Source organism: Neobacillus soli NBRC 102451, assembly GCF_001591665.1.
Classification (GTDB): Bacteria; Bacillota; Bacilli; order Bacillales; family Cytobacillaceae; genus Neobacillus; species Neobacillus soli.
On the sequence record NZ_BCVI01000029.1, the window covers coordinates 120,871 to 144,210 of the forward strand.

At 39.2% G+C, this 23,340-nt stretch carries 25 protein-coding genes and 1 riboswitch; of the genes, 14 read left to right on the forward strand and 11 right to left on the reverse strand.

The window, feature by feature from the left end:
- Nucleotides 1–55: 55 nt before the first annotated feature.
- From BSO02S_RS11395 to BSO02S_RS11440, 10 genes are all read left to right on the forward strand, one after another.
- Nucleotides 56–793, forward strand: coding sequence for an SDR family NAD(P)-dependent oxidoreductase (locus BSO02S_RS11395; RefSeq protein WP_066066864.1), 738 nt, complete (start codon nucleotides 56–58; stop codon nucleotides 791–793).
- A gap of 128 nt (nucleotides 794–921) precedes the next feature.
- Nucleotides 922–1,887 (forward strand): UV DNA damage repair endonuclease UvsE, encoded by a 966-nt coding sequence (uvsE, locus tag BSO02S_RS11400; protein ID WP_066066865.1) that lies wholly within the window; start codon nucleotides 922–924, stop codon nucleotides 1,885–1,887.
- Between the two features lie 275 nt (nucleotides 1,888–2,162).
- Nucleotides 2,163–2,271, forward strand: a riboswitch (TPP riboswitch).
- A gap of 112 nt (nucleotides 2,272–2,383) precedes the next feature.
- Entirely contained in the window at nucleotides 2,384–3,028 is a 645-nt protein-coding gene (locus BSO02S_RS11405) for a thiamine phosphate synthase (RefSeq protein ID WP_342351989.1), read from the forward strand.
- The gene (gene thiO / locus BSO02S_RS11410; RefSeq protein WP_066066867.1) at nucleotides 3,003–4,142 is read left to right on the forward strand and encodes a glycine oxidase ThiO; all 1,140 of its coding nucleotides are present in this window, start codon (nucleotides 3,003–3,005) and stop codon (nucleotides 4,140–4,142) included. The genes BSO02S_RS11405 and thiO overlap by 26 nt, the downstream gene beginning before the upstream one ends.
- Nucleotides 4,143–4,152: 10 nt before the next feature.
- Nucleotides 4,153–4,356 carry a sulfur carrier protein ThiS gene (gene thiS / locus BSO02S_RS11415; protein WP_066066869.1) on the forward strand — a complete coding sequence of 68 codons (204 nt, stop codon included), beginning with the start codon at nucleotides 4,153–4,155 and terminating at the stop codon, nucleotides 4,354–4,356.
- Nucleotide 4,357: 1 nt separating this feature from the next.
- Complete coding sequence (locus BSO02S_RS11420; protein ID WP_066066870.1) at nucleotides 4,358–5,125, forward strand: thiazole synthase; 768 nt, start codon at nucleotides 4,358–4,360, stop codon at nucleotides 5,123–5,125.
- A complete protein-coding gene (locus tag BSO02S_RS11425; protein ID WP_066066872.1) occupies nucleotides 5,122–6,141 on the forward strand; it encodes a thiazole biosynthesis adenylyltransferase ThiF in 1,020 nt (339 codons plus the stop codon). Before BSO02S_RS11420 ends, BSO02S_RS11425 begins: the two co-directional genes overlap by 4 nt.
- A gap of 132 nt (nucleotides 6,142–6,273) precedes the next feature.
- Complete coding sequence (locus BSO02S_RS11430) at nucleotides 6,274–7,050, forward strand: arylamine N-acetyltransferase family protein (protein ID WP_066066988.1); 777 nt, start codon at nucleotides 6,274–6,276, stop codon at nucleotides 7,048–7,050.
- 427 nt (nucleotides 7,051–7,477) lie between these two features.
- On the forward strand, nucleotides 7,478–7,903 hold the full coding sequence (locus tag BSO02S_RS11435) for a hypothetical protein (RefSeq protein ID WP_066066874.1): 426 nt from the start codon (nucleotides 7,478–7,480) through the stop codon (nucleotides 7,901–7,903).
- Nucleotides 7,903–8,139: a hypothetical protein gene (locus BSO02S_RS11440; protein ID WP_066066876.1), complete on the forward strand. Its 237-nt coding sequence runs from the start codon at nucleotides 7,903–7,905 to the stop codon at nucleotides 8,137–8,139. The genes BSO02S_RS11435 and BSO02S_RS11440 overlap by 1 nt, the downstream gene beginning before the upstream one ends.
- Here the strand turns inward: BSO02S_RS11440 and BSO02S_RS11445 are convergent.
- Nucleotides 8,105–9,370, reverse strand: a complete 1,266-nt coding sequence (locus BSO02S_RS11445) for an erythromycin esterase family protein (RefSeq protein ID WP_066066878.1) — start codon at nucleotides 9,368–9,370, stop codon at nucleotides 8,105–8,107. The two genes, BSO02S_RS11440 and BSO02S_RS11445, sit on opposite strands and share 35 nt — an antisense overlap.
- A gap of 116 nt (nucleotides 9,371–9,486) precedes the next feature.
- A complete protein-coding gene (lspA, locus tag BSO02S_RS11450) occupies nucleotides 9,487–9,924 on the reverse strand; it encodes a signal peptidase II (RefSeq protein ID WP_066066879.1) in 438 nt (145 codons plus the stop codon).
- Nucleotides 9,925–10,206: 282 nt separating this feature from the next.
- Between lspA and BSO02S_RS11455 the strand changes: the two genes are divergently transcribed.
- From BSO02S_RS11455 to BSO02S_RS11470, 4 genes are all read left to right on the forward strand, one after another.
- Nucleotides 10,207–10,488, forward strand: a complete 282-nt coding sequence (locus tag BSO02S_RS11455; protein WP_066066881.1) for a DUF4190 domain-containing protein — start codon at nucleotides 10,207–10,209, stop codon at nucleotides 10,486–10,488.
- Between the two features lie 227 nt (nucleotides 10,489–10,715).
- Nucleotides 10,716–11,486: a transporter substrate-binding domain-containing protein gene (locus BSO02S_RS11460; RefSeq protein ID WP_066066882.1), complete on the forward strand. Its 771-nt coding sequence runs from the start codon at nucleotides 10,716–10,718 to the stop codon at nucleotides 11,484–11,486.
- A gap of 61 nt (nucleotides 11,487–11,547) precedes the next feature.
- On the forward strand, nucleotides 11,548–12,192 hold the full coding sequence (locus BSO02S_RS11465; RefSeq protein WP_066066885.1) for an amino acid ABC transporter permease: 645 nt from the start codon (nucleotides 11,548–11,550) through the stop codon (nucleotides 12,190–12,192).
- A complete protein-coding gene (locus BSO02S_RS11470) occupies nucleotides 12,189–12,917 on the forward strand; it encodes an amino acid ABC transporter ATP-binding protein (RefSeq protein ID WP_066066887.1) in 729 nt (242 codons plus the stop codon). Before BSO02S_RS11465 ends, BSO02S_RS11470 begins: the two co-directional genes overlap by 4 nt.
- Before the next feature lie 539 nt (nucleotides 12,918–13,456).
- Here the strand turns inward: BSO02S_RS11470 and tuaH are convergent.
- The 9 genes from tuaH to BSO02S_RS11515 form a co-directional block, all read right to left on the reverse strand.
- Nucleotides 13,457–14,623 carry a teichuronic acid biosynthesis protein TuaH gene (gene tuaH, locus BSO02S_RS11475; protein ID WP_066066889.1) on the reverse strand — a complete coding sequence of 389 codons (1,167 nt, stop codon included), beginning with the start codon at nucleotides 14,621–14,623 and terminating at the stop codon, nucleotides 13,457–13,459.
- A gap of 88 nt (nucleotides 14,624–14,711) precedes the next feature.
- Entirely contained in the window at nucleotides 14,712–15,470 is a 759-nt protein-coding gene (tuaG, locus tag BSO02S_RS11480) for a teichuronic acid biosynthesis protein TuaG (RefSeq protein WP_066066891.1), read from the reverse strand.
- 14 nt (nucleotides 15,471–15,484) lie between these two features.
- The gene (locus BSO02S_RS11485) at nucleotides 15,485–16,171 is read right to left on the reverse strand and encodes a hypothetical protein (RefSeq protein WP_066066893.1); all 687 of its coding nucleotides are present in this window, start codon (nucleotides 16,169–16,171) and stop codon (nucleotides 15,485–15,487) included.
- Nucleotides 16,172–16,185: 14 nt separating this feature from the next.
- Nucleotides 16,186–17,640 carry a teichuronic acid biosynthesis protein TuaE gene (tuaE, locus tag BSO02S_RS11490; protein ID WP_066066895.1) on the reverse strand — a complete coding sequence of 485 codons (1,455 nt, stop codon included), beginning with the start codon at nucleotides 17,638–17,640 and terminating at the stop codon, nucleotides 16,186–16,188.
- Nucleotides 17,641–17,664: 24 nt separating this feature from the next.
- Nucleotides 17,665–18,609 carry an NAD-dependent epimerase/dehydratase family protein gene (locus tag BSO02S_RS11495; RefSeq protein WP_066066897.1) on the reverse strand — a complete coding sequence of 315 codons (945 nt, stop codon included), beginning with the start codon at nucleotides 18,607–18,609 and terminating at the stop codon, nucleotides 17,665–17,667.
- Nucleotides 18,610–18,621: 12 nt separating this feature from the next.
- Complete coding sequence (tuaD, locus tag BSO02S_RS11500) at nucleotides 18,622–19,959, reverse strand: UDP-glucose 6-dehydrogenase TuaD (protein WP_084374985.1); 1,338 nt, start codon at nucleotides 19,957–19,959, stop codon at nucleotides 18,622–18,624.
- Between the two features lie 47 nt (nucleotides 19,960–20,006).
- Nucleotides 20,007–21,200 carry a teichuronic acid biosynthesis protein TuaC gene (tuaC, locus tag BSO02S_RS11505; protein WP_066066899.1) on the reverse strand — a complete coding sequence of 398 codons (1,194 nt, stop codon included), beginning with the start codon at nucleotides 21,198–21,200 and terminating at the stop codon, nucleotides 20,007–20,009.
- Nucleotides 21,197–22,660, reverse strand: coding sequence for a teichuronic acid biosynthesis protein TuaB (gene tuaB, locus BSO02S_RS11510; RefSeq protein WP_066066900.1), 1,464 nt, complete (start codon nucleotides 22,658–22,660; stop codon nucleotides 21,197–21,199). Before tuaB ends, tuaC begins: the two co-directional genes overlap by 4 nt.
- Nucleotides 22,661–22,679: 19 nt before the next feature.
- A complete protein-coding gene (locus BSO02S_RS11515; protein ID WP_066066902.1) occupies nucleotides 22,680–23,339 on the reverse strand; it encodes a sugar transferase in 660 nt (219 codons plus the stop codon).
- Between the last annotated feature and the right edge of the window lies 1 nt (nucleotide 23,340).

Sequence of the window (23,340 nt, forward strand, 5' to 3'; positions counted from 1 at the left end):
TATATAACAAATGAGAATTTTTTATAAAACATTAAATGAGAGAGGATGTATTGAGATGAGTAAATTACAAAATAAAGTAGCCGTCATTACAGGAGGGGCATCAGGGATTGGTGCTGCCACTGCCAAATTATTTGTTGAAGAGGGCGCAAAAGTAGTACTAGTGGACTTAAACGAAGAAAAAGGGAAAGCATTTGAGGCAGAGTTAAAAGCAGAAAATGCAGAAGTGCTTTTTGTAAAAGCAAACATTACTATTGAAGAAGAGGTACTTAATATTTTTAAAGAGGCAGTGGATGCTTTTGGTAAAGTAGATATCGTATTTAATAATGCAGGGATTGGGCGTGTTAAACCCACAGAGGAGCTTTCCTATGATGAATGGCGTAACACAGTCAACGTGGATTTAGATGGTGTATTTTTAGTTTCTCGTGAAGCCATTCGTGAAATGCTGAAATCAGGTGGTGGCACTATCGTCAATACAGCTTCTATGTATGGTTGGGTAGGTTCACCTGGGTCGGCAGCATACAATGCAGCAAAAGGTGGGGTTCTCAACTTAACACGCTCACTTGCGTTAGAATACGCAGCAAAGAATATTCGTGTGAACTCATTAGCACCAGGCTTTATTGATACACCAATTATCCCTGAAGAAAGTAAAAAGGAGCTTGCTTCTATTACACCAATGCAACGTCTTGGTAAAGCAGAAGAAATGGCAAAAGCTGTATTATTCATGGCTTCGGACGATTCATCCTTTATGACAGGCAATACTTTAACAGTTGACGGTGGATATACGGCACAATAAGAAAGCCAGAAGAACCGGAGTGCCAGGCACCATCCATATACCGGATGGTGCCAGGCACTCTTTTTCGTTTATTTTGCCAGCGAATTGGAAAACTAAATAGAAAGAATTCAATGGATGGGGTGGAAAAGATGACGATTGTACGTCTCGGTTATGTGGCGATGAGCATGGAATTAAAGAATGCTTCCCCCTCACAAACCATGACTTTTGCTCAATTTCAAAAAATTGATGACCGGGAAGCCGCCATTCGCAAGCTTGAACGGATAGCGCAATCAAATCTCCATAATACTCTTAGGATTTTAAAGCATAATGCTGCATCCGACATCCATTTTTATCGATTAACCTCCCGTCTTATCCCGTTAGCGAATCATGAAGAACTTCTTGATTGGAAGTATATCGTGCCGCTCCACTCCCAACTGAGTGAGATTGGCGATTTTGTCCATAAAAATAAGATGAGAGTTGATTTTCACCCAGATCATTTTGTCCTGATTAATTCTCCCAAGAAAGATATATTAAAAAACTCCATCCAAACGTTAAAACTTCATTATTTAATACTGAAGGGGATGGGGATTGACCCCTCTCATCGATGCGTAATGCATGTAGGCGGCAATTACAAGGAGACGGAGAAATCACTGGAGCGTTTTGTTGATAATTGGATGGTCGTCCCAAGGTCGCTCCAAAACATGATCATGCTTGAAAATGATGATACCTCGTTTACCATGGAGGAAACACTCTATTTATGTGAAAAATTAGATATTCCGCTGGTATTTGATTACCATCATCATCTTGCCCATCATCAAAATATAGATTGGGAAAGAAACTGGACTCGAGTGCTAGAAACGTGGAGGCATTCCCAACTCCCAATAAAAATGCATATTTCAAGACCTAAAAGTGAAAAGGCTTTTCGCCATCATTCAGACTATGTGGACAGTGATATGTTTTTCAAATTTCTACAAGTGATTAAAGGCAGTGTTCCGCAAATTGACTGTATGATTGAGGCCAAAAGAAAAGATGAAGCACTTTTTAAATTGATGGAACAGATTCGATTGAGGGAAGATGTTGAAATCATTGATGGTTCTACTTTTTATTTGAAGTGATAGAACCGGAGTGTCAGGTACCATCCAGATAATTGGTAGATGCCTTTTTTCTTATATAATTTTCAAATAGTAGTGTGAATGTTAATTTATGCATTGGCTTATAGAGGGACAAAAGAATATAATAAACAGCTTCTGTTAAAATTTCAGTTGGAAATGATGTGTCTATTCACAGTGTAAACCTCTTTCCTTTTTTGTATAAAGATATTATTTGACTTTTCAAACAGAGGTGTTAAAATTATCCTTGTAGGGTAATCATTACAAATTAATATGTGAAGCAAATCCGCTAGAGGTGCCTTTTAAAAGGGCTGAGATTGAAGTGCAACTTCGGGACTCTATGAACCTGATCTGGGTTATACCAGCGTAGGGAAGTGGAAACCTGGATATTTGAAGATGCAAACGAATTTCTATTTCAAATTTTCAACCACTTTCTTAACTAAAGGAAGTGGTTTTTTGTTTTTCACTTTATTTCATAGATAGTTGGAATCTTCTTAAAGGGGTGACACGAATTTTAACTAGTGTTAAAGAGTTACATATTATCTCAAATGGAAAAATGCCGATTGAGCAGTTAGGTGAGATTGTAAGGGGAATTCACCCATATATAACCGCCATTCACTTACGAGAAAAACAAAAAACAGCCAGGGAACTGTTTCACGCAGTCCAACTTTTAACCGAGGCAAACATACCACTATCAAAGATTATTATTAATGACAGGGTGGATGTTGCCATAGTTTCAAGGGCCCGAGGAGTTCAATTAGCCTTTCACAGTTTAGAGGCAGCCATTGTAAAAGAAAATTTCCCTCAGCTTATGCTAGGGAGTTCCATCCACTCCTACGAGGAAGGGCGAAAAGCAAAAGAGAATGGTGCTGATTACGTGCTATTCGGCCATGTCTTCCCTTCTAAATCAAAGCCAGGTAAGACTCCCAAAGGGCTTGAGGAATTAACAAAGTTGAGACAACTAGACATCCCTGTTATTGCCATTGGCGGCATAACAGCTGAGAATACCGGGCTGGTACTTGATGCAGGTGCAAATGGTATCGCTGTCATGTCAGGAGTTTTAGAAGCAAGCAATCCATTAGCAGCAGTAAAGGCTTACGTTAATGTCTTAAAAAAAGGAGATGGAAAAGGTGGGGAATTCATTTGATGTTGCCATTATAGGTGGAGGAATTAACGGATCCGCTATTGCCTATCAGTTATCGAAAATGGGAAGAAAAGTAATCATTATTGAGAAGGACCAGTTGGCCTGCCAAGCGTCCAGTGCCGCTGCCGGAATGCTGGCAGCACAAGCGGAGATTGAACAAGACGGTCCCTTATTCCAGTTGGCGTTAAAAAGTCAGGCGATGTTTTCATCTCTCTCAAGTGAGTTATTTGAATATACGGGAATCGATATCGAGCATGTTCATAAAGGAATGTTAAAAATTGCCGAAACGGAAGAAATGGCCTTAAAAGTTAAACAGCAGGTCACCTTTCAACGGAAGTGGGATCCAACAATCAGTTGGCTAGATGCAAAGGAAATACGGGAAATGGAAACGTCGCTATCACCGAGTGTATTTGGAGGGATGTATCTCCCCAACGATGGCCATGTGCAGCCAGAAAAGTTAACACAAGCGTTTGCAAAAGCGGCAGTCAATTTTGGAGCGGAAATACGTGAAAATACGGAGGTTCTTTCTTTTATTTATGAAAAAGGTCAGATTACAGGGATTAAAACTACCAATGGTGTCATCCATTGTGAACAAGTTGTAGTTGCCACCGGAGCTTGGGCCGCGAAATTAATGCGTGAATCGGGGCTGGACCTTCGTGTGTATCCTGTTAAAGGAGAATGCTTTTCGATTCGAACGGAAAAGCCCCTGATCAACACGACTATTTTTTCCGATAAACGTTGTTATCTCGTACCAAAACGAAATGGGGAAATTTATATTGGTGCAACCATGATCGAAAATACCTTTGATAAAAAGGTAACACCAGGAGGAATTGCTACAATAATAGAAAGAGCCACTCAACTAGTTCCTCAAATTAAGGAAGCAGCATGGGAACGAGTCTGGTCTGGAATAAGACCTCAGACAGGTGATGGACTCCCATACATTGGCGAGCATCCAAGATTGAAGGGATTATTCGTTGCAGCAGGGCATTTTCGAAATGGGATATTACTAAGCCCGATTACTGGGAAACTAGTAGCTGACTTATTAGCAGGTAGACAGCTAGATGAGGGACTTCTCTCAGCTTTTCATCTAGAAAGACACAAAGTGACAGTTAGTTAGGAGGGAAAAAATGAATGTGTTGTTAAATGGTGAGTCTATCCAATTACCTGAACATGTAGTGTTGGTTTCAGATGTCCTCAAACATTATGAAATCCATGATAAGGTCGTTGTCGTGGAAGTAAACGGTGAGATATTAACGAGTGTAGAACACCAAAGTACTAGATTATCAGATAAAGATAAAATCGAAATAGTCCATTTTGTAGGAGGCGGTTAATATGTTAAAAATAGGTTCATTATCCTTTCAATCTCGTTTGTTACTTGGAACGGGCAAATATCCAAGCTTTGAAACCCAGAAAAAAGCAGTGGAAGTTTCCGAAACAGAAATCCTCACGTTTGCCGTTAGACGAATGAATATTTTTGAACCAAGCCAGCCGAATTTTTTAGAACAGCTAGACACCAAAAAATATACGCTTCTTCCCAATACAGCAGGAGCGAAAACTGCAGCAGAGGCTGTCCGGATCGCAAAATTAGCAAAAGCTTCAGGCCTTTGCGATATGATAAAAGTGGAAGTGATTGGCTGTGATCAAACATTACTTCCTGATCCGATTGAAACCCTGAAGGCCACAGAAGAATTAGTAAAGGAAGGATTTATTGTCCTCCCCTATACGTCCGATGATGTTGTTTTAGCTAGGAAACTACAAGAAGCAGGATGTCATGCTGTCATGCCAGGGGCTTCGCCAATCGGCTCTGGTCAAGGGATCATCAATCCAGTAAACCTTCGCTTTATTATTGAACAAGCAGTCGTTCCTGTTATAGTTGATGCAGGTATTGGCTCACCAGCCGATGCTGCTTTGGCGATGGAATTGGGTGCCGATGGTGTGTTATTAAATACCGCTGTGTCAGCGGCAAAGGATCCGGTAAAAATGGCAAAAGCAATGAAATTAGCGATTGAAGCTGGACGATTAGGCTATGAAGCCGGAAGAATAGAGAAAAAGAGAAATGCTACAGCAAGCAGTCCAATGGAAGGAATGAGTATCGGGTGAATAATCGGTATTCACGACAAGAACTATTTTCACCTATTGGAAAAGGGGGGCAAGAGCGAATTTTCAATAAACATGTCCTCATAATCGGAGCAGGAGCACTCGGATCAGGATGTGCCGAAGCACTTGTCCGCGCTGGAATTGGTAAACTAACCATCGTCGATCGTGATTATGTGGAATGGAGCAATTTACAGCGGCAGCAGTTGTATTCAGAGGAAGATGCCAAAAACAGACTCCCCAAAGTCATAGCGGCCAAAAATCGCTTATTAGCTATTAACTCTTCTGTGGCCATTGAGGCAATTATTGCGGATGCCTCAGTCCTAGAGCTTGAAGACTGGGCTAAAAAAGTAAATCTTATGATCGATGCTACGGATAATTTCGAAACTAGAATGATCCTTAACGATGTATCACAAAAGGTTGGTATCCCATGGATTTACGGTGCTTGCGTCGGAAGTTACGGAATATCCTACACGATCATTCCTGAAAAAACGCCTTGTCTTTCTTGTTTAGTGGAAACCGTACCTCTAGGAGGATTAACTTGTGACACAGCTGGAATCATTAGTCCAGCTGTTAACATGGTCGTTTCTTATCAAATGAGTGAAGCATTAAAAATTTTGGTCGGTGACTTGGATTCCTTGCGAAACAAACTCGTTTCTTTTGATTTATGGAAAAACCAATATAGTGCCATCCAGGTAGATAAATTGAAAAAAGTGGATTGTCCTTCTTGTGGCAAAGAAAGATCTTACCCCTTTTTATCATTTGAAAATCAAACAAAAACAGCTGTCCTATGTGGCAGGGATTCTGTTCAGATACGTCCATCGAGTCAAACTGTGCGTGATTTGGAAGCGTTAGAACAACTATTGGCGAAGCAAGGGGGGACAGTCCAGAGAAATCCTTATCTTTTATCCTATAGTGCCCCCCCTCACCGATTAGTCGTTTTTAAAGATGGAAGGGTTTTAGTACACGGAACGAAGGATATTTCTGAAGCAAAGGCGGTATACCATCGGTACTTGGGTTAATATAATACGTTTGGACGAAGCAATCCAACAAAAATCAACATCAAATGCTAGTGCCTGACCACCAGTGTGGTAATGCTTTAATGCACCGGGGGTCAGGCACAAAACTTGATAAAGGGGGATGAAGGAGTAGAAATGCAAAAGTTGACGCCCTTATTTCATAATAGAATAGGCATGCCAAAAAACGAAACAATTACCTTTGAAAAATTAGCTGAGGTTCTTGAAAAAACAGCACAAAACATCCCGTTTGAAAATTTAACTATAATTCAAAACAAAACACGTAAGATTACAAAGGAAAACTTATTCAACAAAATTGTCGAAAGAAATGAAGGCGGTCTTTGTTACGAATTAAATCCGCTTTTCTATTTCTACCTAATAGAAAATGGCTTTAACGCATTCTTAACAGATGGTGTTGTTTATAATCATGCTGCGGAGGAGTATCATCAACTAGGAAGAACGCATGTAACGGTTCTTATGAAACACGAGGGACAAACGTATTTAATTGACACGGGCTTTGGAGGAAATTTACCATTAAAACCTGTTCCCTTATCAGGTGAAACCGTATCTTCCTATAATGGGGAGTTTAGAATAAAAAAAGTAAATCATGAAATTGGGGACTATTGTTTAGAAATGAAATTAAGGCATAAAGATTCAGATTGGAAAATTGGCTATTCTTTTAATTCCAAGAAATCTATTGAAGATACAGCAGATTTGAATGAGATCCAAACCATTATTACCGAACACCCGAAATCTTCATTTAACAAACATCCATTAATAACCCGACTTACCAATAACGGAAATATCACCTTAACAGATACCACATTTATCCAATGGGCTGACGGAATTCTAACTAAAGAGACCATTGAACACATGAAATTCAAAGAGCTGGCAAAACAACATTTTGGGCTTTAAACATAATGTGATTTTTTAGAGAATCGGAGTGTCAGGCACCATCCATATACCGGATGGTGCCTGACACTTTTTTAGTTTTTTAATATACATATTGATAGCAAATCGGACCAAAATGCAAAAATCGGCTCCAAAATTCACTTTTGAAGCCGAAATTGAGCGTTTGGTACCCAAAAACGCCTCCAAAAGTGAATTTTGGCTATTCGATTTACTTAACCAAACCCTATATTGTAAAAGTGCAGGAAACGTAGTTTATCTTTGAAAAAACGTTCGAATGGAAGGTTTTGAACAAGCATTGTCAATTACAACGAGCATATAGGAAAGATTGAGGATCAAAAGGAACATAGTATTCCCGTTGTATAACTTCTATTAACACATTGTGAACAAAGCCTACGGACGATATATGAATCTAATATAGGGGTGTTATCAAATGTTGGTGAAAGATGTTTATCTAGATTGTTTCCATTTTGAAGAATCTCCATTGGCCCATTACATCCACCATTTACTGGCGGAGAAGAAAATTTCATTGGATGACGACATGTCCAAACTAGACTTAAATCAAGCAGATCATAAGAAAGTAGCGGAAATGGTTCAAAGAAATGTTTTAGGTTTTCATAAGATCTCCACCTACTCATTGAAAATGAACCAAAAGAATTTTGTCTTTATCTTTGCAGCGAGCAAGCTAAAGGCAGTACAATTCTATACCGAAACGTTTCATCAACCCCCATTGAATTGTCATGAATATTCGCTAGATTTTGAGCTTACTAGAGGAAATGGTGTGATTTCATTTCGGGACATGAGGAAGGAATTCAAGAGTTTTCCGGCTGTAGCGGGGTATTTTGTGAGGGAGAGGTGATGCGAAAAGGTTTAGCGGGAGTTAGTTTAATGGCAGCAGCAACGGTACTTGCATTTCATCCGATGGAACGGTTGGATGAAGGTATTCAATCGAGGTTATTGTTCCTTTTTGATCTAATTGGAAAAGAGGAAAAAACAAGTTTTTCTCGCTGGAAGCAAGTGCAGGGACAAGGTTTTTTCCCTCTGTCCCGGCGTTCCCTGCCTAAAGAAAGGCGCTTTCTACTTCCAGCGGTCTGAGTGCCTTTGTGTTAGTAATATAGATAAAGGCATCGTATCTTTTTGACATCCTGGATGGAACATAGTTACCTAGATGTTCGTATTTCGGGCTGTATACGACTCCAATCGCCCGGTGACCAATCGGATGGTTAAAGAGTTCTTTGTTTTTGTCATTAAAAATTAAGACCTTATTAAACGCTCCCGCCTTATACATCAGGTCTTCCCAGCTGCCTGCTTCTGCTGGCGGCGTGATCATGATTTTAAAATTATCGCCCCATTGGTTGGCGGCTATGACAGAGCCCCGGTGTGTCCCGAATCCTACGATATATACTTGTTCGGCTCCTTCTTGCTCTCGTAAAATTTGGCCAACATTGACCATTCCTTCGTCAGCCATGTCCGTTGCCCGGGCATCCCCTACATGGGTATTGTGCTCCCAGACAATTCCTTTTGCCTTGTTAGAAAAAAAGGACATGATTCGATTGAGGACTTCAACCATATGGCGGTCCCGAATGTTCCATGACTCGGTACTGTCAACCACCATCGTCCGATAATAGTTCTCGGCGTTAGCCGTAACAATCGCATTCACCTCAAGATTTAACCCGCTTTCTTCATTTTCGGAGTAGTTATTTCTTTTTAAGCAGATATCAGTTAGAAGCTTTACCACTTCATTTCGACAATCTTCATTGTAAAAAGCAGCAGAGACTCCATATTTTTCTGGCTGCCGGTTAAATGGTTCGAAACAGGCAAACGCATCCCGAGCTGCCTCAAGTTCAGGTGCCTTTGTTTTTTTCAAAAACATAAGAATTTCGTCCATCGATTCCCAAAGACTATAGACGTCAATTCCATAAAAACCAACCTGCTTTTCACGTGGCTGCGATTGATTATATTGCTTCAGCCATTCAATAAAGTCAACGATTTCCTCGTTTGCCCACATCCACGTCGGCCAGCGGTTAAAGGCTTGAACGACATCGCGGGCATGGGTGTTTTTAAAATCCCACCCTTTAATATATTGATTTATTTGTTGACATGCCGGCCAATCTCCTTCAACTGCGATGAAAGTAAAACCTTTCTCCTTGATGAGCCGTTTAGAAAGTTCCGCCCGGATTTTATAAAATTCCGATGTGCCATGTGACGATTCCCCAAGTAAAACAAACTTCTGCTGTCCAATTTCCCGTATACACACGTCTAAATCATCAAAGTCCCCAAACGGCACCGCAAAATCCCGTATTGCCTCAACAAACATCTTCTCCATTTTTCAGCCTCCAAAGCTAAATCGATATCACCTAATAGGATGCTAAAATCCAGAGGTTTCATACATGGGGGAAGACGGCAATCTGGAAGGTGCCTGGCAATGCATTTCTTGAGAATCTAGTGCTTACTTTTCAACCAGCTAATGACTCCGTAAATAAGAAGCAGTAACACCCCCAACTCAATAGCATGGTCGGCCAAGTTAAGTATTCCGCCAGAGCGAATAATAAAATCTGTCACCTGCCCAAACAAAAGTCGATCAATGCCATTTCCAATGGCTCCTCCGACTAGGAATCCAAAACTACTATCAATGAGAGCACCCTTCATTTCACCGGTTCTACGAAAATAATAAACACCTATTACGAACAGCACAGCCACAACTCCAAAGAGCCGAGCATAGCCTTGAAATAAGCCTCCTGCCATCCCGCTATTTTCGATATGTGTGAGTTGAATTCCCCACAATGTAAATGTTTCATTGATGTCAATATAGGTCCGAATTAGATATTTAGAAAGCTGGTCCATCACAATAACAAGAATTGCAAACACATAAAATAGCATATATAGACCTACTTTCTTACTGGATCATTTGCATCCTAATTATCAGTATAATTGAAAGCTTATTTCTATTCTATTAACGGGTTCTCTTTAGGGGCCAAGGTAGTAAAATAACACATAAAATCGCAGACCTATCCGTATAATCGGAGAGGTTGATTTTTTATTTAAATAAAGCCCTTTGAAGATAACGAATGGCGATTACAGACAAAAGGTTTAAAATAGAGGATATTTTATATCTAAGGTAAATAAATAATGGTAAAATTATCAAAAGGGAGTGGATATCGAATGTCTGAAAATAGTCAAACAAACAATAGTTCAGTAATTTCTTTAACCGTTGGAATTCTGTCATTGTTAATACCTTTTATTGGTTTAATATTAGGCATTATCGGAATAGTATTTTCAAGAAAAGCCGTAAAAGAAATTAATAAAACAAATGAAAATGGTAAGGGCTTAGCAACCGCAGGTTTAATTTGTAGTATTGTCGGGATCATTTTGCAACTATTTGCGGTACTGGGGTACATTGCGTTTTTTTCTTTACCTTCTTCAGGAACTACTATTGGTTTCTAATTGAAATGCTAAAAAGAGCAAAATGTGCTCTTTTTATTTGCATTTTATTGCTAATTATCTCGTTATACTCCACCGTGAAAATTATCTTATTATATTAATTTTATAAAAATAATTCATATTCCATTAACTTTTGCCTTTTTTCTGCTTATCATTTATGCTATATTATAAAAAGTAAATTCATTCTATTCTGCAAATGGGAATAATCTGACAACTAAGGGGAGATTGAAATGAAGAAGTTTGGTTTATTTAGTTTGTTTTTAATCCTTACAATTTTTATCGCAGCTTGTGGTAGTAGTGACGCAACAAGCGGGAAAGAGGAAAAGAGTAAGGTGTATAAAGTAGGTGTGGATACTACTTATCCTCCATTTGAATTTAAAGAAGGAAACGACTATAAGGGTATCGATATTGATTTAATCAATGCAGTAGCAAAGAATCAAGGATTCAAAATTGAACTTTCTTCAATGGATTTTGGTGGAATCATCCCAGCAATGCAAGCTAATCAGCTAGATGTGGCTATTGCAGGAATGAGTATTACAGAAGATAGAAAAAAAATAGTGGATTTCTCAACACCATATTTTGATGCAGGATTAACTGTAGTTGTTAAAAAAGATAATTCAAGCATTAAATCTGTAAATGATCTTAAAGGAAAAAAGGTAGCAGTTAAAAAAGGAACGACAGGTGCGAAATATGCACAAGACAATGCTGCCAAACTAGGAATTACTGTTGTTCAATTTAATGACAGTCCTGCCATGTTCCAGGAAGTATCGAACGGAAATGCAGAAGCACTTATTGAAGATTATCCAGTTATCTCCTATGCAATTGCTCAAAAGGACCTTGGCTTAACAATCGTGGGTGATCGATTGAATGGAGATCAATATGGAATTGCAGTATTAAAAGGACAAAACCAGAATCTTTTGAAAAAAATTAACAAAGGACTTGAAGAGATTAAAAAAGACGGAACCTATGATCAAATTATAAAAACTTATCTTGGTGAATAATAGATTTTTGAGCAATAGGCGCGCTTATAGCGCGCTTTCTTTTTGAAAGGGGATGATAAAGATGGATATTATTTCTGCAGCTATTCCAATGTTATTAAAAGGACTTCAAGTTACTCTATATATTTTTGTAATAGCTATTATTCTTGGTTTTTTAATTGGTTTAGTCATCGCATTATTAAGATTGGCTCCGAGTAAGATTTTAAACTGGATTGCAAAGGTTTATGTGGACGCGATTCGAGGTACGCCATTTATTGTACAATTGTTTTTTATCTATTTCGGCGTGAATTCTTTACAATTGGTGTCCTTAAACAGCACAACAGCTGGGATCGTCACTGTTGCTATTAATGCGGGGGCATATTTTGCTGAGATTATCAGAGCGGGAATTCAATCGATTGATAAGGGACAAACAGAAGCGGCAAGATCGATTGGTTTTACGGGTGTACAAACGATGCGATATGTGGTGCTCCCACAGGCATTTAGAAGAATGCTTCCTACCATTACCAACCAGTCCATTATTAGTTTAAAAGATACTTCTCTATTATCCGTTATTGGGATAGCCGACTTAACACAGCAAGGGCAAATCCAAGCTTCAGCAACCTTCGAGGCTTTCAAGATTTGGCTGGCTGTTGGTGTTATTTACTTTATCATTATTTATTTATTAACCATCTTAGCTAATTTCATCGAAAGGAGGATTCAGCTTCGATGAGCATGATCAAAGTTAAAAATCTAAGAAAATCGTTTGGTAAGATAGAGGTTTTAAAGGATATCAATGCAGAGGTACAAGAACAAGAGGTAGTTTGTGTAATTGGTCCATCTGGTTCAGGAAAGAGTACGTTCCTTCGCTGCTTAAATCGCCTAGAGGAAATTTCAGGTGGCGAAGTAGTTATTAACGGACAAGATATCACAGACAACAAGATCAATATAAACAAAGTTAGACAAGAAGTGGGGATGGTTTTTCAGCAATTCAATCTATTCCCTCATAAAACCGTCTTAGAAAACATCACGATGGGACCCATTAAAATTCGCACTACCGACAAATCAGCTGCGGATAAATTAGCATTTGAGCTGCTTGATAAAGTAGGGTTAAGAGAAAAAGCTTATAGTTTTCCGGGCGAACTATCCGGAGGGCAAAAACAACGTGTTGCCATCGCAAGGGCGCTGGCAATGAATCCTAAAATCATGCTTTTTGACGAGCCGACATCTGCACTTGACCCCGAAATGGTCGGAGATGTATTAGAAGTAATGAAACAGCTTGCTAAAGAAGGGATGACAATGGTGGTGGTTACCCATGAAATGGGCTTTGCACGTGAAGTGGGGGACCGGGTCATATTCATGGACGGCGGCTATATTGTGGAAGAAAATGAACCAAATGAGTTGTTCAGTAACCCTCAGCATGACCGAACCAAGGCGTTCTTAAGCAAAGTCCTATAATCAATCATTTACCGTCTATTGAGCTGGAAAATATACGGAATACAAGGTGCCAGGCACTAACCAGAAATCTGGAAGGTGCCTGGCACTATTTTTCCGTATTAATAGAACGCCCTTATCTACTATTGTAGGCAAGGGCGTTTTTTTTGTCTCGAAAATCTTAGAAAAGGGGGGGGGGGGATTATGAAATTCATCACGCATCTTGGATGGTTTAATACTTAACATAAGATTAACATCCAATTAATTAATCATTAGTATTTTAAGCATAAAATAAAACTGTAGCAATTCCTTTTCATATACAAGTTGTCGATTTGGAGTGAGTCTTTTTCAAAGTAGAAGAATCACTATTCTAATTTGGGGGTAATACTATGAACAATTTTTTGAATTTTATGTTTTTAGCATTAATCACGGCTTCCTTTATCAGAATTTTTTATTGCTCATTCTTTAGATCAAAAGAGAAAAGACATAATTATCACTAAGTACAAATTATTCATCTATTTCTTCTTCAATTTTTTCCGTTTTTTTCTTCAGTCCGTCAGAATCTACACTAAATGGAGCATATTATTAAAGACTTCGTTCCAGTTTTTTGTTTTAGCTAGCTCCTTACGCATGAGTACATCGTTTTCGTGATTCTTTTGACTCTCCAATTTTTCACATGCTCGGATAAATTGGCTAGAATCATTAGTATCTAAATGGGTATATACTGATTCCGCAGCATATTTTTTAGTAGATGGCAAATGCAACCCAACGACAGATTTACCTGCTGCCAAAAATTCAAATAGCTTTAACGGAAATACAGCTTGATTATATTGAGATGATTTGTATGGCATCATGCCAATATCAATTAAGTTCATATATTTCGGGACCTCGGAAGGAGCAACACTTCCAGTCCACAGGATATTCCTTTCATTTAATAAACTTTTAAATTTAGGGTGATCATTTGTCCCATCTGGTCCGACAAATAGAAACAGCCACTCCCGTTTCTTTTGTGCTACTTCTTGGATGAGATCAAAATCAAGTTTTGGTTTAATTCCCCCAATAAACCCCAAAACAGTTCCATCAAAATTTACAGGAAGAATATTCTTTATTTTTGTTTGATGGTTTGCAAATAAATCATATTCCACGCCATTTTCAAATGTAAACACCTTTTCTTTGCTACCTAACATATCTACAATTCTCATCCGTAAATAATCGGATGTACAAAAAATGACATTGGCCCTATGAATAATTCGATTTTCTGCGCTTGAGATAATGGTCTGTCTGAAAGCGGAAAGGATTGAATTTTTCCCACTAATAGGAGAAGCCCATAAATCACTGCAATCATAGATCACTTTATTCCAGGGAAAGAGGTCAGAAAGCGAAGCAAAGCCAGGGAAGGTATACCACAAATGAATAGTATCCTGTTCCTGAGCTTGTTTTAAATATGAGAGTAATGGCTGTAATTTATTTTTGTGAAATCGATCGAGATAGCGCGCAAATCGAAACACTTTTTGTGGAAACAGATCGTGAATGGTCCATTGTTTTATTCCATTTGTCAATGTTGTATAGGACTTTTCTGGTTGATTTGGGGTTGGACATAACCAGATCACTTCTTTTGTTTCAGGCTGTTTTTGCAGAAATTCCGCAAGTCGATGTCTTCGATAGCGCAGCTGATCTTGTTCCCATTCCCCGGTTGCAACAATGATATGTATGTTTTTCATTGGTCCCATCCTTCTTTTAAATGAAATAATAAGAATTTCCATTGAACTTTGATAATGATGCGCTCAGCGGCGAGAGGCGAGACGACTTCGCATTTCTTTATATTCTTTTCGCCACAGCATGAAAGGCATAATGTGAAAAGCACCAAAATGCCTTTAGTAGATGGAGCTTTTCCACCTTGCGATAGACAAACCAATTCATTTTTGCTGCTTTCCATTTGTTTTTTGAAATGGAGGGATTTCCAATGCGGTACTCGGCCAAATTTTCATTCAACCCGTAAGCATGGATGCCCTTTTTTAAAATGGCTAGCCATGTGGCCATATCTTGCCGTGTTCGTATGTTTGGCATTTGAATTTGGCCGACTTTGTCTCGATCAACCATTACGGTCAAACATCCGATAATCGTATTCTTTAACATAGCATTATACGAAACTTTTGCAGGTGCAGAGACTTGTTTATTCAATCGGACACCTTCATTTGTAATGAATTCGTAACCAGTAAACGTAAAAGCATAATCATTAGTCTGCATGAAGGAAAGTTGTTTTGCTAATTTTTCAGGCTTCCAGCAATCATCGCTATCAAGGAAAGCGACGTATCTGGCCAATGCATGCCTTAATGCTAGATTTCGGGCAACTGCAGCACCACCATTTTGATCCAAGTAGATCACATGTATTCTTTCATCTACTTTTTCATAACGTTTTAATATTTCTGGTGTATCATCCGTCGAACAATCATCGACAATGATCATTTCCCAGTTCTGAAAGGTTTGTTTTCTAACAGATTCGATCGTTTGTTCAATAGACAAACTAGCGTTATATGAAGGTGTGATTATGGATATCAAAGGCTGCAGTGGACTCATTAAAAAACCTCCTATTAAAATGATTGTTTTCGAACAATTTCAGGAAAGACGATCCATAAAAAGCTGATGGTAATGCCCAATAATATCCCTAAAACCGCTCTTTCTTTTGAGTTGAAGGCTCTATTTGCTGTTTCGATCGCTTCTTTATTTGCTGATTTTAATACTGCCGCCGGTTTGATGTCATTTTGAGCGGTCTTCAGTTCATATAAGAAGCGTTGCTGATCTACCATTGCCTCTGGAGCTACTTTTTCGTCTTTTAATGCTTCAATAGATTCCTGGATGATGGTTTGCTTTTTTTGAAACCTCTCTCGATCCATGGCTATAAAGGCGTCTGATATCTTGTTAATTACCTCAACCGCGCTTTGTCCTGGATGGTCTGTATACGATAGATTGATCATATAATCCGCACCCGCTGTTACTTGTAATTTCGTGGTAATTTCCTCATGCTTTTCTTCCCATAGCATGGCTAAATTTTCTTCATAAAAAGGGGCATTCGTTAACAAAGTGATGACACGTTTTGGATCATTTAAACTTGGATTATTGTAGCTCCCTAAGGTAATGGTTGCTTCGGTCGTATAGCTCGAAGCTTCCTTTCCTACCGGAAGAAGCCAACCGATCACACCTAGAAATAGGGGGACCGCTATTAATATCAAGAAGTATTTTTTACTTCTTTCTTTCAACCTTTGAATCATTAATCCCATTTCAACCTTGCTCCTTAGTAGGAATTTTCTTCGTGAAGCTGATTATTCTTGCCTGTAAACACAGAAACCGTAGAAATGACTAATCCAAGAAACACCCAATGAAAAAATAGGTTGCTAATGGAACTTGGACTGATACTAGAAACGAGGAAGCCAATCATCCCCAGCATGCACGCTTCAAGTAAGCCTTTATATTTCCGACCTATACGTGTTTTGTAAAATGCATAGAGGCGAAAAAAAAGATAGGCATACATGGTAACGTACCCAAGCAAAATGATGATCCCATAGTTACCCATAATTTCAGCCAGCCAGTTATGCACTTCTACTACATTGTTGGTTGCGTAGATTGGCTTGTTTTTTAAGTAGAAGGGAATATTGCCGGCACCAACGCCAAATCCGAATGATTCTAATGAAAAATGAAGGGTGTTTCTAAGCAAATTTAATCTCGCTACATTAGAAGGAAGTATTTCATTACTCGGATAAGAGGCCGAAGCGCTAAGAAACTGATCGACCAAATGGACAAACTTGCCGGAAAATACAAGCGCAATCAATAGAAGTACAGTAGAACCGATTAGGGCTGCGATTTTTTTAAAAAAAGTCGGAAGGAGTATAAAGAAATAAGCGATTAAGCCGATTATGACTCCGAGCAAGCTCGCCCGAGATTCTGTTAAATAAATGAGATACACAGATAAAATGGAAAGAAGAAAACTTGTTGTCGATAATAGTTTGCTTTGACTATTTTTGGCTACTGAAAGATAAAAAAAGAATGATATGGTTAGGAAGGTGGCAAAATCATTTTGATTAAAGAATACGGAAGTTGGATACGCCAGCTTATATTCAGGTGCTCCGTAAAGGGTTGAAGTAGGGAGCTGAATATGGGCAAAATGATTGATGAAGCCAATCATCATTAAAATGACGGTCATAACCATCCAAATTCCATAAAATAGGAACAATCTAGTCATGCTTTTAAAGGTAAAAACGGCCAGAACGATAAACGAAATGCCCATTCCCAAAAGAAATAAGGATTTGATTCCATCGATAATGGATATTGCCCAAAGAAGTGAAACCACTGCATAGGCCATCCAAAACAATAGAAAAAGTAGAATACCCTTGACATGAACCTGGCTCCAAGATTGCGGGAGATTCTTTTCTTTCCTAACTTGTAAGATAAAGAGAATAACAGCCGCAATCAGCAGCAAACGGTACAAAAACAAACTAAAAAAGCCAACATGAATGGTTAAAACCGATTGATTCAGAAAAGTTGTCGATACTAATATGTACATAACGCTTGGAAGCAGCGATCTACTATGAACATACATTTTTAATAGAACTGATAAGACGATAACAGACCATATCCCTAGTAAAAAAATCGTTTCCATCGGCATTTTAACAAGTGAATAGACGATGGAGAGTCCTACTAAGAGAAAAGCTGACACACCTGTTGCTTGTTTAACCACCTGATTACGTTGCATCAAACTCCTACTCCCTTTTTCGCGCTAACCTTTGATTAGTTGCCATTGGCTAGCCTTCTTAGAAAACTGGATCGTCTCTTGTAATCCTTCGAAAAGCTCGATAGAGGGCTCCCAATTTAGCATTGATTTTGTTTCTTCATTTGCAAGGGTACTATGGCGAATATCACCTGGACGCGCATGTTTATAGATAGCGTTCATATTTGAACCAGCAGCTTCCTTCATCGCGTGAAACAGATGATTTATGGAAATGCAGGAGCCTGATGAAACATGAACACTGATATTCTTTCTTGCGGACAGCGCTTTTACATTCGCTCGTGCCACATCTTTTACAAAAATAAAATCCCTTGTTTGCTCGCCGTCCCCAAATATCACAGGTGATATGTTAGTAGTCAGACAATCGGAAAAAATGGCGACCACTCCGCCTTCACCTTTTGAGTCTTGTCTTGGTCCATAAACATTGCTATAGCGCAAAATATTATAGGGCAGGTGATAGAGTTTACTAGACATTTTTAAATAATTTTCGACGGATAGCTTTGTTAATCCATAAGGGGATTCCGGCTGTGTTGGGTGAGCGAGTGTGACCGGCAATGCGACAGGATTCCCATACACAGCAGCTGAAGAAGCAAACACCACTCGTTTTACCTTTGCTTTAATGGCTGCTTTAATAATATGAAGCGAGCCTCTAATATTTACTTTTTCATCAAAGAGAAGGTCCTTTACGGATGCTGCCACACTTACCTGTGCCGCTTGATGAATAATATAATCTGGACTAAGAGAAACGATTAAATCGATTACACTAGGATGGGTGATGTCATGATCATAGACTTCAATAGGCAAGCCCTCTATGTTTTCTTCTCGACCTGTTGAAAAATTATCAATCACCGCGACTTGGTAATCATTTCGAAGCAATTCCTCTACGATATGTGAGCCAATAAAACCTGCACCACCTGTTACGATCACTTTGTTCATCAGAAAAACCTCCTAAATGGTCCTTGATATGATTTTATGCTTTTGAATTGCGGGTCTACCTACCGAAAGATAGGTAAATCCAAGTCCTTGCATCATCTCTAAATCAAAGAGATTACGGCCATCGACAATAAGTGGCTGGTTCATTATTCGCTTTACTTTGGCTAAATCTAATTTCTTCACTTCTTGCCAATCTGTTAAAATAAGGCAAGCATCCGTATCTTTCATGGCTTCATAAATATCCTCGGTATAGAAGCACTGATAACCACCGAGCTGTTTTTTCGCTTCTACTATGGCAATCGGATCAAACGCCCGGACAATTGAGCCTTGCTCCGTTAAGTAAGGGATAATATCCAGTGCGGGAGAAGACCGGATATCGTCGGTTTCTGGTTTAAACGCTAATCCTAAAACACTAATCGTTTTCCCTTTTAAAGAACCCAGTGACGTTAACAATTTTTTTACTAATTGAACACGTTGGCCTTCATTCGTTTCAATGACTGCTTTGATTAATTTAAAGTCGTATCCACATTCCTCGGCAATGTGCAGCAGCGCCGCAGTATCTTTCGGAAAGCAAGAGCCGCCAAACCCAACGCCAGCCTGTAAAAATTTACTGCCAATCCGGCTATCTAAGCCAATTCCTTCGGACACTTTTGTCACGTCAGCACCCACACGTTCACAAATATTGGCTATATCATTAATAAAGGAAACCTTCGTAGCCAAGAAAGCATTCGCCGCATATTTAATGATTTCCGCCGTTTCTAAAGTGGCTTTCACAATGGTCGTTGTAAAGGGCTGATGGAGATCTGAAATCAGTTGAAATGCTTTTTCGCTTGTGGCACCAATGACAGCACGCTCCATGTTCATGGTATCCTTAATGGCTGATCCCTCTCGTAAAAATTCAGGATTAGAAACAATGTCAAAAGGATGTCTTCCAGATGAGTACTTTCGAATAATCGCTTCGATTTGTTTGCCAGTGCCAACGGGTACGGTACTTTTCGTTACAATCACTTTGTAACTATTTAAATTTTCACCAATCGTTTTAGCCACCTGTTTTACAAAGGTTAAGTCCGCTTTACCTGTCGATGTCATCGGGGTACCAACGGCAATATAAATGACTTCAGCATCGAGAATCGCTGCCATGACATTACTGCTAAAATGAAGGGTACCTCTCCGGACATTTTTATCGAAAAGCTCTTTTAATCCAGGCTCATAAATAGGCATAATTCCTTGTAAAAGATCATTTATTTTCAATTCATCAATATCACAGCAAGTAACCTGGTTTCCTGAATCAGCAAAACAAGTACCTGATACAAGTCCGACATAACCTGTTCCAATGACCGCTATTTTTTTCATTATGATCGATCCTTTCATTTCCTTTTTAGTTGCTTTATCAAATGAGACTATTGTGTTACCAAACTGGAAAGTATTGTTCTTTTATATTCGTTTTTTAGCAAAATAGCATTCTGATGGGCATTGTAGTTTTTTTGAATCGATTCAAAGAGTTCATACTGAACCTCTGTTGAATAGAGGTGTTGGTTTAAAATATCGTTAATTCGCTGGACTAGGCTGGATACCGACCTCCTCTCAATTAAAAGATGATTATGATTGCCGAATAACTCAGGGACACCGCCTACGGCCGTACTAATCACTGGCAATTTCAAGGCAAGGGCCTCAATGACAACCGTTGGCATACCTTCTGTATAAGAGGGGAGTGCAAACAAATCGCTAGCCAACAAGTATTCCTTCACCTTTTCATTTTCAACTTGACCTGTTAAGAAAAGCCTTCTATTAAAATCCGAATGCTGGCTTAATTTTTCTTTAGCCGGCCCATCTCCAACAAACACAACGGCAATATCATCCGAAAGCCTTTCAAGTGATTGAGCGAGTTCAAAAACACCTTTGGCTTTGGTTAACCTCCCGACAAAAACGATGAGTTTTTTGTTCTCTGGGAGTTGAAGACGTCGTCGTATTTGCATTTTTGTTTCTTCCGGCGGGTGAAAATGTGATAAATCAATACCGAGTGGAAGAACCAAACTATCCCTACCTGTCAGTTCGTTGGCTTTTCTTTTTAGGCTTTCGCTAACAGCCAATACATGATTGGCCTCCTTTACAGATTGTTGGAATGCTTTTTTTGCACTTGCACTGTAGTTGGGATAGATGTTTACATCACTCCCATGTAACGTTAAAATCCAGGGCAGTTGTTTTTGTTGGGCAACAATTCTTGCGGCACCTCCAGATGGCATCGCAAAATGGGCGTGAATTAAATCGGGCGCTAACTCGTAATCGGCCATGGTCTTTAATACGGAAGTAGCAATCCGTTTATTTGGCTGCGCCCATCTTAGCTGGCCAGGAAAGGCTAAATAGGGCGGGCGATAGACCGTAATGCCCTTTCGCTCATACATATACGCGGTTCCTGGATTCGCACGATATGATTTTCGAAAGTATCGAATCAATGCAGGATTGCGCGGGACAGGACAGATCACGGTCACCTCAACGCCTAAACGGAGCAATGCTTGAACCTGAGTTTCATGAAATACACCAAGACCAGGTTTTTCATCACTAGGATATACACTTGTCACCCATAAAACTTTCATAATGATTGACCTCGTTTAGTTTTTTTTATGATCTTTGCAAAAAAATGAGGATACATTTTATACAAAAGTAAAATATACACGCCAGCACTGATACTCACCGAAATAACCAATGGCCAAATGCTGGTGAGTGGAAAATAAAAGCTTGAAAGTTCTTTCATAAAATAAGCAATCACTGTGATGAGAAGTGATAATTGGAATGGAACCGCAATGGTTCTCAGGTATTGGCGGAAGCGGAGCTGAATTAGCCAGGTTAATAGCCATCTGCCCACTAAGAAGTTCACAATGCTTACCAGTACATACGTCCAAGCTACAACTTCTAATCTGTTCGTCATAACCGCAAGGGATATTGAGACCCCATAAAGAAGGAGTACACCTGCATCCCAATAAAAAGCAATATTCGCCTTGCCCTTTGCTAAAATAATCGATCCATTGGGATTCATTAAAACCCTAAGAATGCCTACGACAGCCATGATTTGCAAAATGGGGACTGCTTCTAGCCACTTTTGACCAAAAATAGTCAGGATAAAAATATTGGACACGGCTGTAAGCCCCATTAAGATTGGGAAGGAGACGAGACTTAATAGTTTTGTCATGTGTAAGAATCCATCATTTAATGCTGCATGATCTTGATTGTTTTTCGAAAAAACGGGAAAGGCCACTCTTGTAACAATAGGATTGATCTTCAAGACTGGAATCGTCACGATTTGATAGGCAAGATTATAAATACCGAGTGCTTCAGCACCCATGAACCGGCCGATTAAAATGACATCCATATTGGAACCGATTCTATTGACTAACCGAGAAGCTAATTGAAAAGCGCCAAACGGAATGTATTCCTTGCATTCCGACCAATCAAATACAAACATAGGACGCCATTTCTTTTGATAACAGACAAAATAAAGGATACCTTTTACGGAATTCAGAACGACTTGTGAAATGACATAGGCATAAATTGGACTAATCGTAAATAGAAGAATCACCAATGTCATGAAGGAGAGGAAAGTGGCTCCCACTTCAATCACACCGAGCAGATTAAACCGTAACTCTTTTTGCAACAAATATTGGCATTGCTGCCCGACGGGAGCGACTAAGAACATCAGGGCCAAAATGCGAATAGGTTCGATTAGTTCGGGTCGGTGAAAGTACAGAGCAAGCAATGGGCTAGTTAGCAATAGGAGCACAAATAGCCCAATCCCAACTACCACATTTAGCCAAAACAGAGTCGATAATGCTCGTGTAGAAACCGAATCTTTTTGAATTACGGCTGAGCCAAAACCCAAGTCTAGCAATATTTGAGCAAACACAACGATGGTGGTGATCATTCCTACGAGCCCAAATTCGGAAAGGCTCATTTGTTTTCCAAGTAAGGCAAACTGAATGATTTGTATAGCTGTAATCAACAGCGTAGAAATCCCAGTCCACTTTACTCCTTTATGTAGTTGGCTTCTGATTGCGGACATATGCTTACCCTGCCTTTTTTTAACGTGCTCCTTCTCCTGTAAAAATCACTTTAATCGTTTTTAAGATAATTTTTACTTCAAGAGAAAAGGTTAGATTTTGAATATATTCCAAGTCATATTGAAGTTTTTCCCGCGGAGAAATATCGTATCCGCCACTAACCTGAGCAAGACCTGTAAGACCAGGTTTAACAAGCAAGCGATTGGCAAACCCTTCTATTTCTCGATTAAATTTCACCGTGAAAAATGGTCTCTCGGGTCTAGGACCGATGATGGACATATCCCCTTTTAAAACTGAAACCAATTGTGGAAGTTCATCAATGCGTGTCTTTCGAATAAAGGATCCGACTTTTGTGATTCGAGGATCATTTACCTCGGCCCACTTGGCACCTCCTTTTTCTGCATCCATTCTCATCGATCGTAACTTCACCATTTTGAAACGTTTGCCATTCTTTCCCATCCTTTCCTGAACATAAAAGGGGGATCCGGGTGTTTCAAGGACGATAAGGACCGCAAATAAAATAACAATCGGTAGTGCGAAAAAAATCCCGGTGGTTGCAAGTAAAATGTCATAAGCTCTTTTTAGATATAGATATTGCTCCACATGCTTTGATAATGAGAGTTTGGAGGTTTGGACCCTTGAATAATCTTGGTAGATATTAAAGCTTCTTTCAGTACTCACA

What these genes read in the sequence shown, in the direction of transcription:
- BSO02S_RS11485 (WP_066066893.1), bottom strand. Translation starts at nt 16,171, where the DNA reads ATGGGATTAATGATTCAAAGGTTGAAAGAAAGAAGTAAAAAATACTTC.
- tuaB (WP_066066900.1), bottom strand. Translation starts at nt 22,660, where the DNA reads ATGTCCGCAATCAGAAGCCAACTACATAAAGGAGTAAAGTGGACTGGG.
- BSO02S_RS11445 (WP_066066878.1), bottom strand. Translation starts at nt 9,370, where the DNA reads ATGGAGAAGATGTTTGTTGAGGCAATACGGGATTTTGCGGTGCCGTTT.
- BSO02S_RS11435 (WP_066066874.1), top strand. Translation starts at nt 7,478, where the DNA reads ATGTTGGTGAAAGATGTTTATCTAGATTGTTTCCATTTTGAAGAATCT.
- BSO02S_RS11465 (WP_066066885.1), top strand. Translation starts at nt 11,548, where the DNA reads ATGGATATTATTTCTGCAGCTATTCCAATGTTATTAAAAGGACTTCAA.
- BSO02S_RS11420 (WP_066066870.1), top strand. Translation starts at nt 4,358, where the DNA reads ATGTTAAAAATAGGTTCATTATCCTTTCAATCTCGTTTGTTACTTGGA.
- thiO (WP_066066867.1), top strand. Translation starts at nt 3,003, where the DNA reads ATGGAAAAGGTGGGGAATTCATTTGATGTTGCCATTATAGGTGGAGGA.
- lspA (WP_066066879.1), bottom strand. Translation starts at nt 9,924, where the DNA reads ATGCTATTTTATGTGTTTGCAATTCTTGTTATTGTGATGGACCAGCTT.
- thiS (WP_066066869.1), top strand. Translation starts at nt 4,153, where the DNA reads ATGAATGTGTTGTTAAATGGTGAGTCTATCCAATTACCTGAACATGTA.
- BSO02S_RS11430 (WP_066066988.1), top strand. Translation starts at nt 6,274, where the DNA reads ATGCAAAAGTTGACGCCCTTATTTCATAATAGAATAGGCATGCCAAAA.
- BSO02S_RS11455 (WP_066066881.1), top strand. Translation starts at nt 10,207, where the DNA reads ATGTCTGAAAATAGTCAAACAAACAATAGTTCAGTAATTTCTTTAACC.
- tuaG (WP_066066891.1), bottom strand. Translation starts at nt 15,470, where the DNA reads ATGAGTCCACTGCAGCCTTTGATATCCATAATCACACCTTCATATAAC.
- BSO02S_RS11460 (WP_066066882.1), top strand. Translation starts at nt 10,716, where the DNA reads ATGAAGAAGTTTGGTTTATTTAGTTTGTTTTTAATCCTTACAATTTTT.
- BSO02S_RS11470 (WP_066066887.1), top strand. Translation starts at nt 12,189, where the DNA reads ATGAGCATGATCAAAGTTAAAAATCTAAGAAAATCGTTTGGTAAGATA.
- tuaE (WP_066066895.1), bottom strand. Translation starts at nt 17,640, where the DNA reads ATGCAACGTAATCAGGTGGTTAAACAAGCAACAGGTGTGTCAGCTTTT.
- uvsE (WP_066066865.1), top strand. Translation starts at nt 922, where the DNA reads ATGACGATTGTACGTCTCGGTTATGTGGCGATGAGCATGGAATTAAAG.
- tuaH (WP_066066889.1), bottom strand. Translation starts at nt 14,623, where the DNA reads ATGGGACCAATGAAAAACATACATATCATTGTTGCAACCGGGGAATGG.
- tuaC (WP_066066899.1), bottom strand. Translation starts at nt 21,200, where the DNA reads ATGAAAGTTTTATGGGTGACAAGTGTATATCCTAGTGATGAAAAACCT.
- BSO02S_RS11440 (WP_066066876.1), top strand. Translation starts at nt 7,903, where the DNA reads ATGCGAAAAGGTTTAGCGGGAGTTAGTTTAATGGCAGCAGCAACGGTA.
- BSO02S_RS11395 (WP_066066864.1), top strand. Translation starts at nt 56, where the DNA reads ATGAGTAAATTACAAAATAAAGTAGCCGTCATTACAGGAGGGGCATCA.
- tuaD (WP_084374985.1), bottom strand. Translation starts at nt 19,959, where the DNA reads ATGAAAAAAATAGCGGTCATTGGAACAGGTTATGTCGGACTTGTATCA.
- BSO02S_RS11495 (WP_066066897.1), bottom strand. Translation starts at nt 18,609, where the DNA reads ATGAACAAAGTGATCGTAACAGGTGGTGCAGGTTTTATTGGCTCACAT.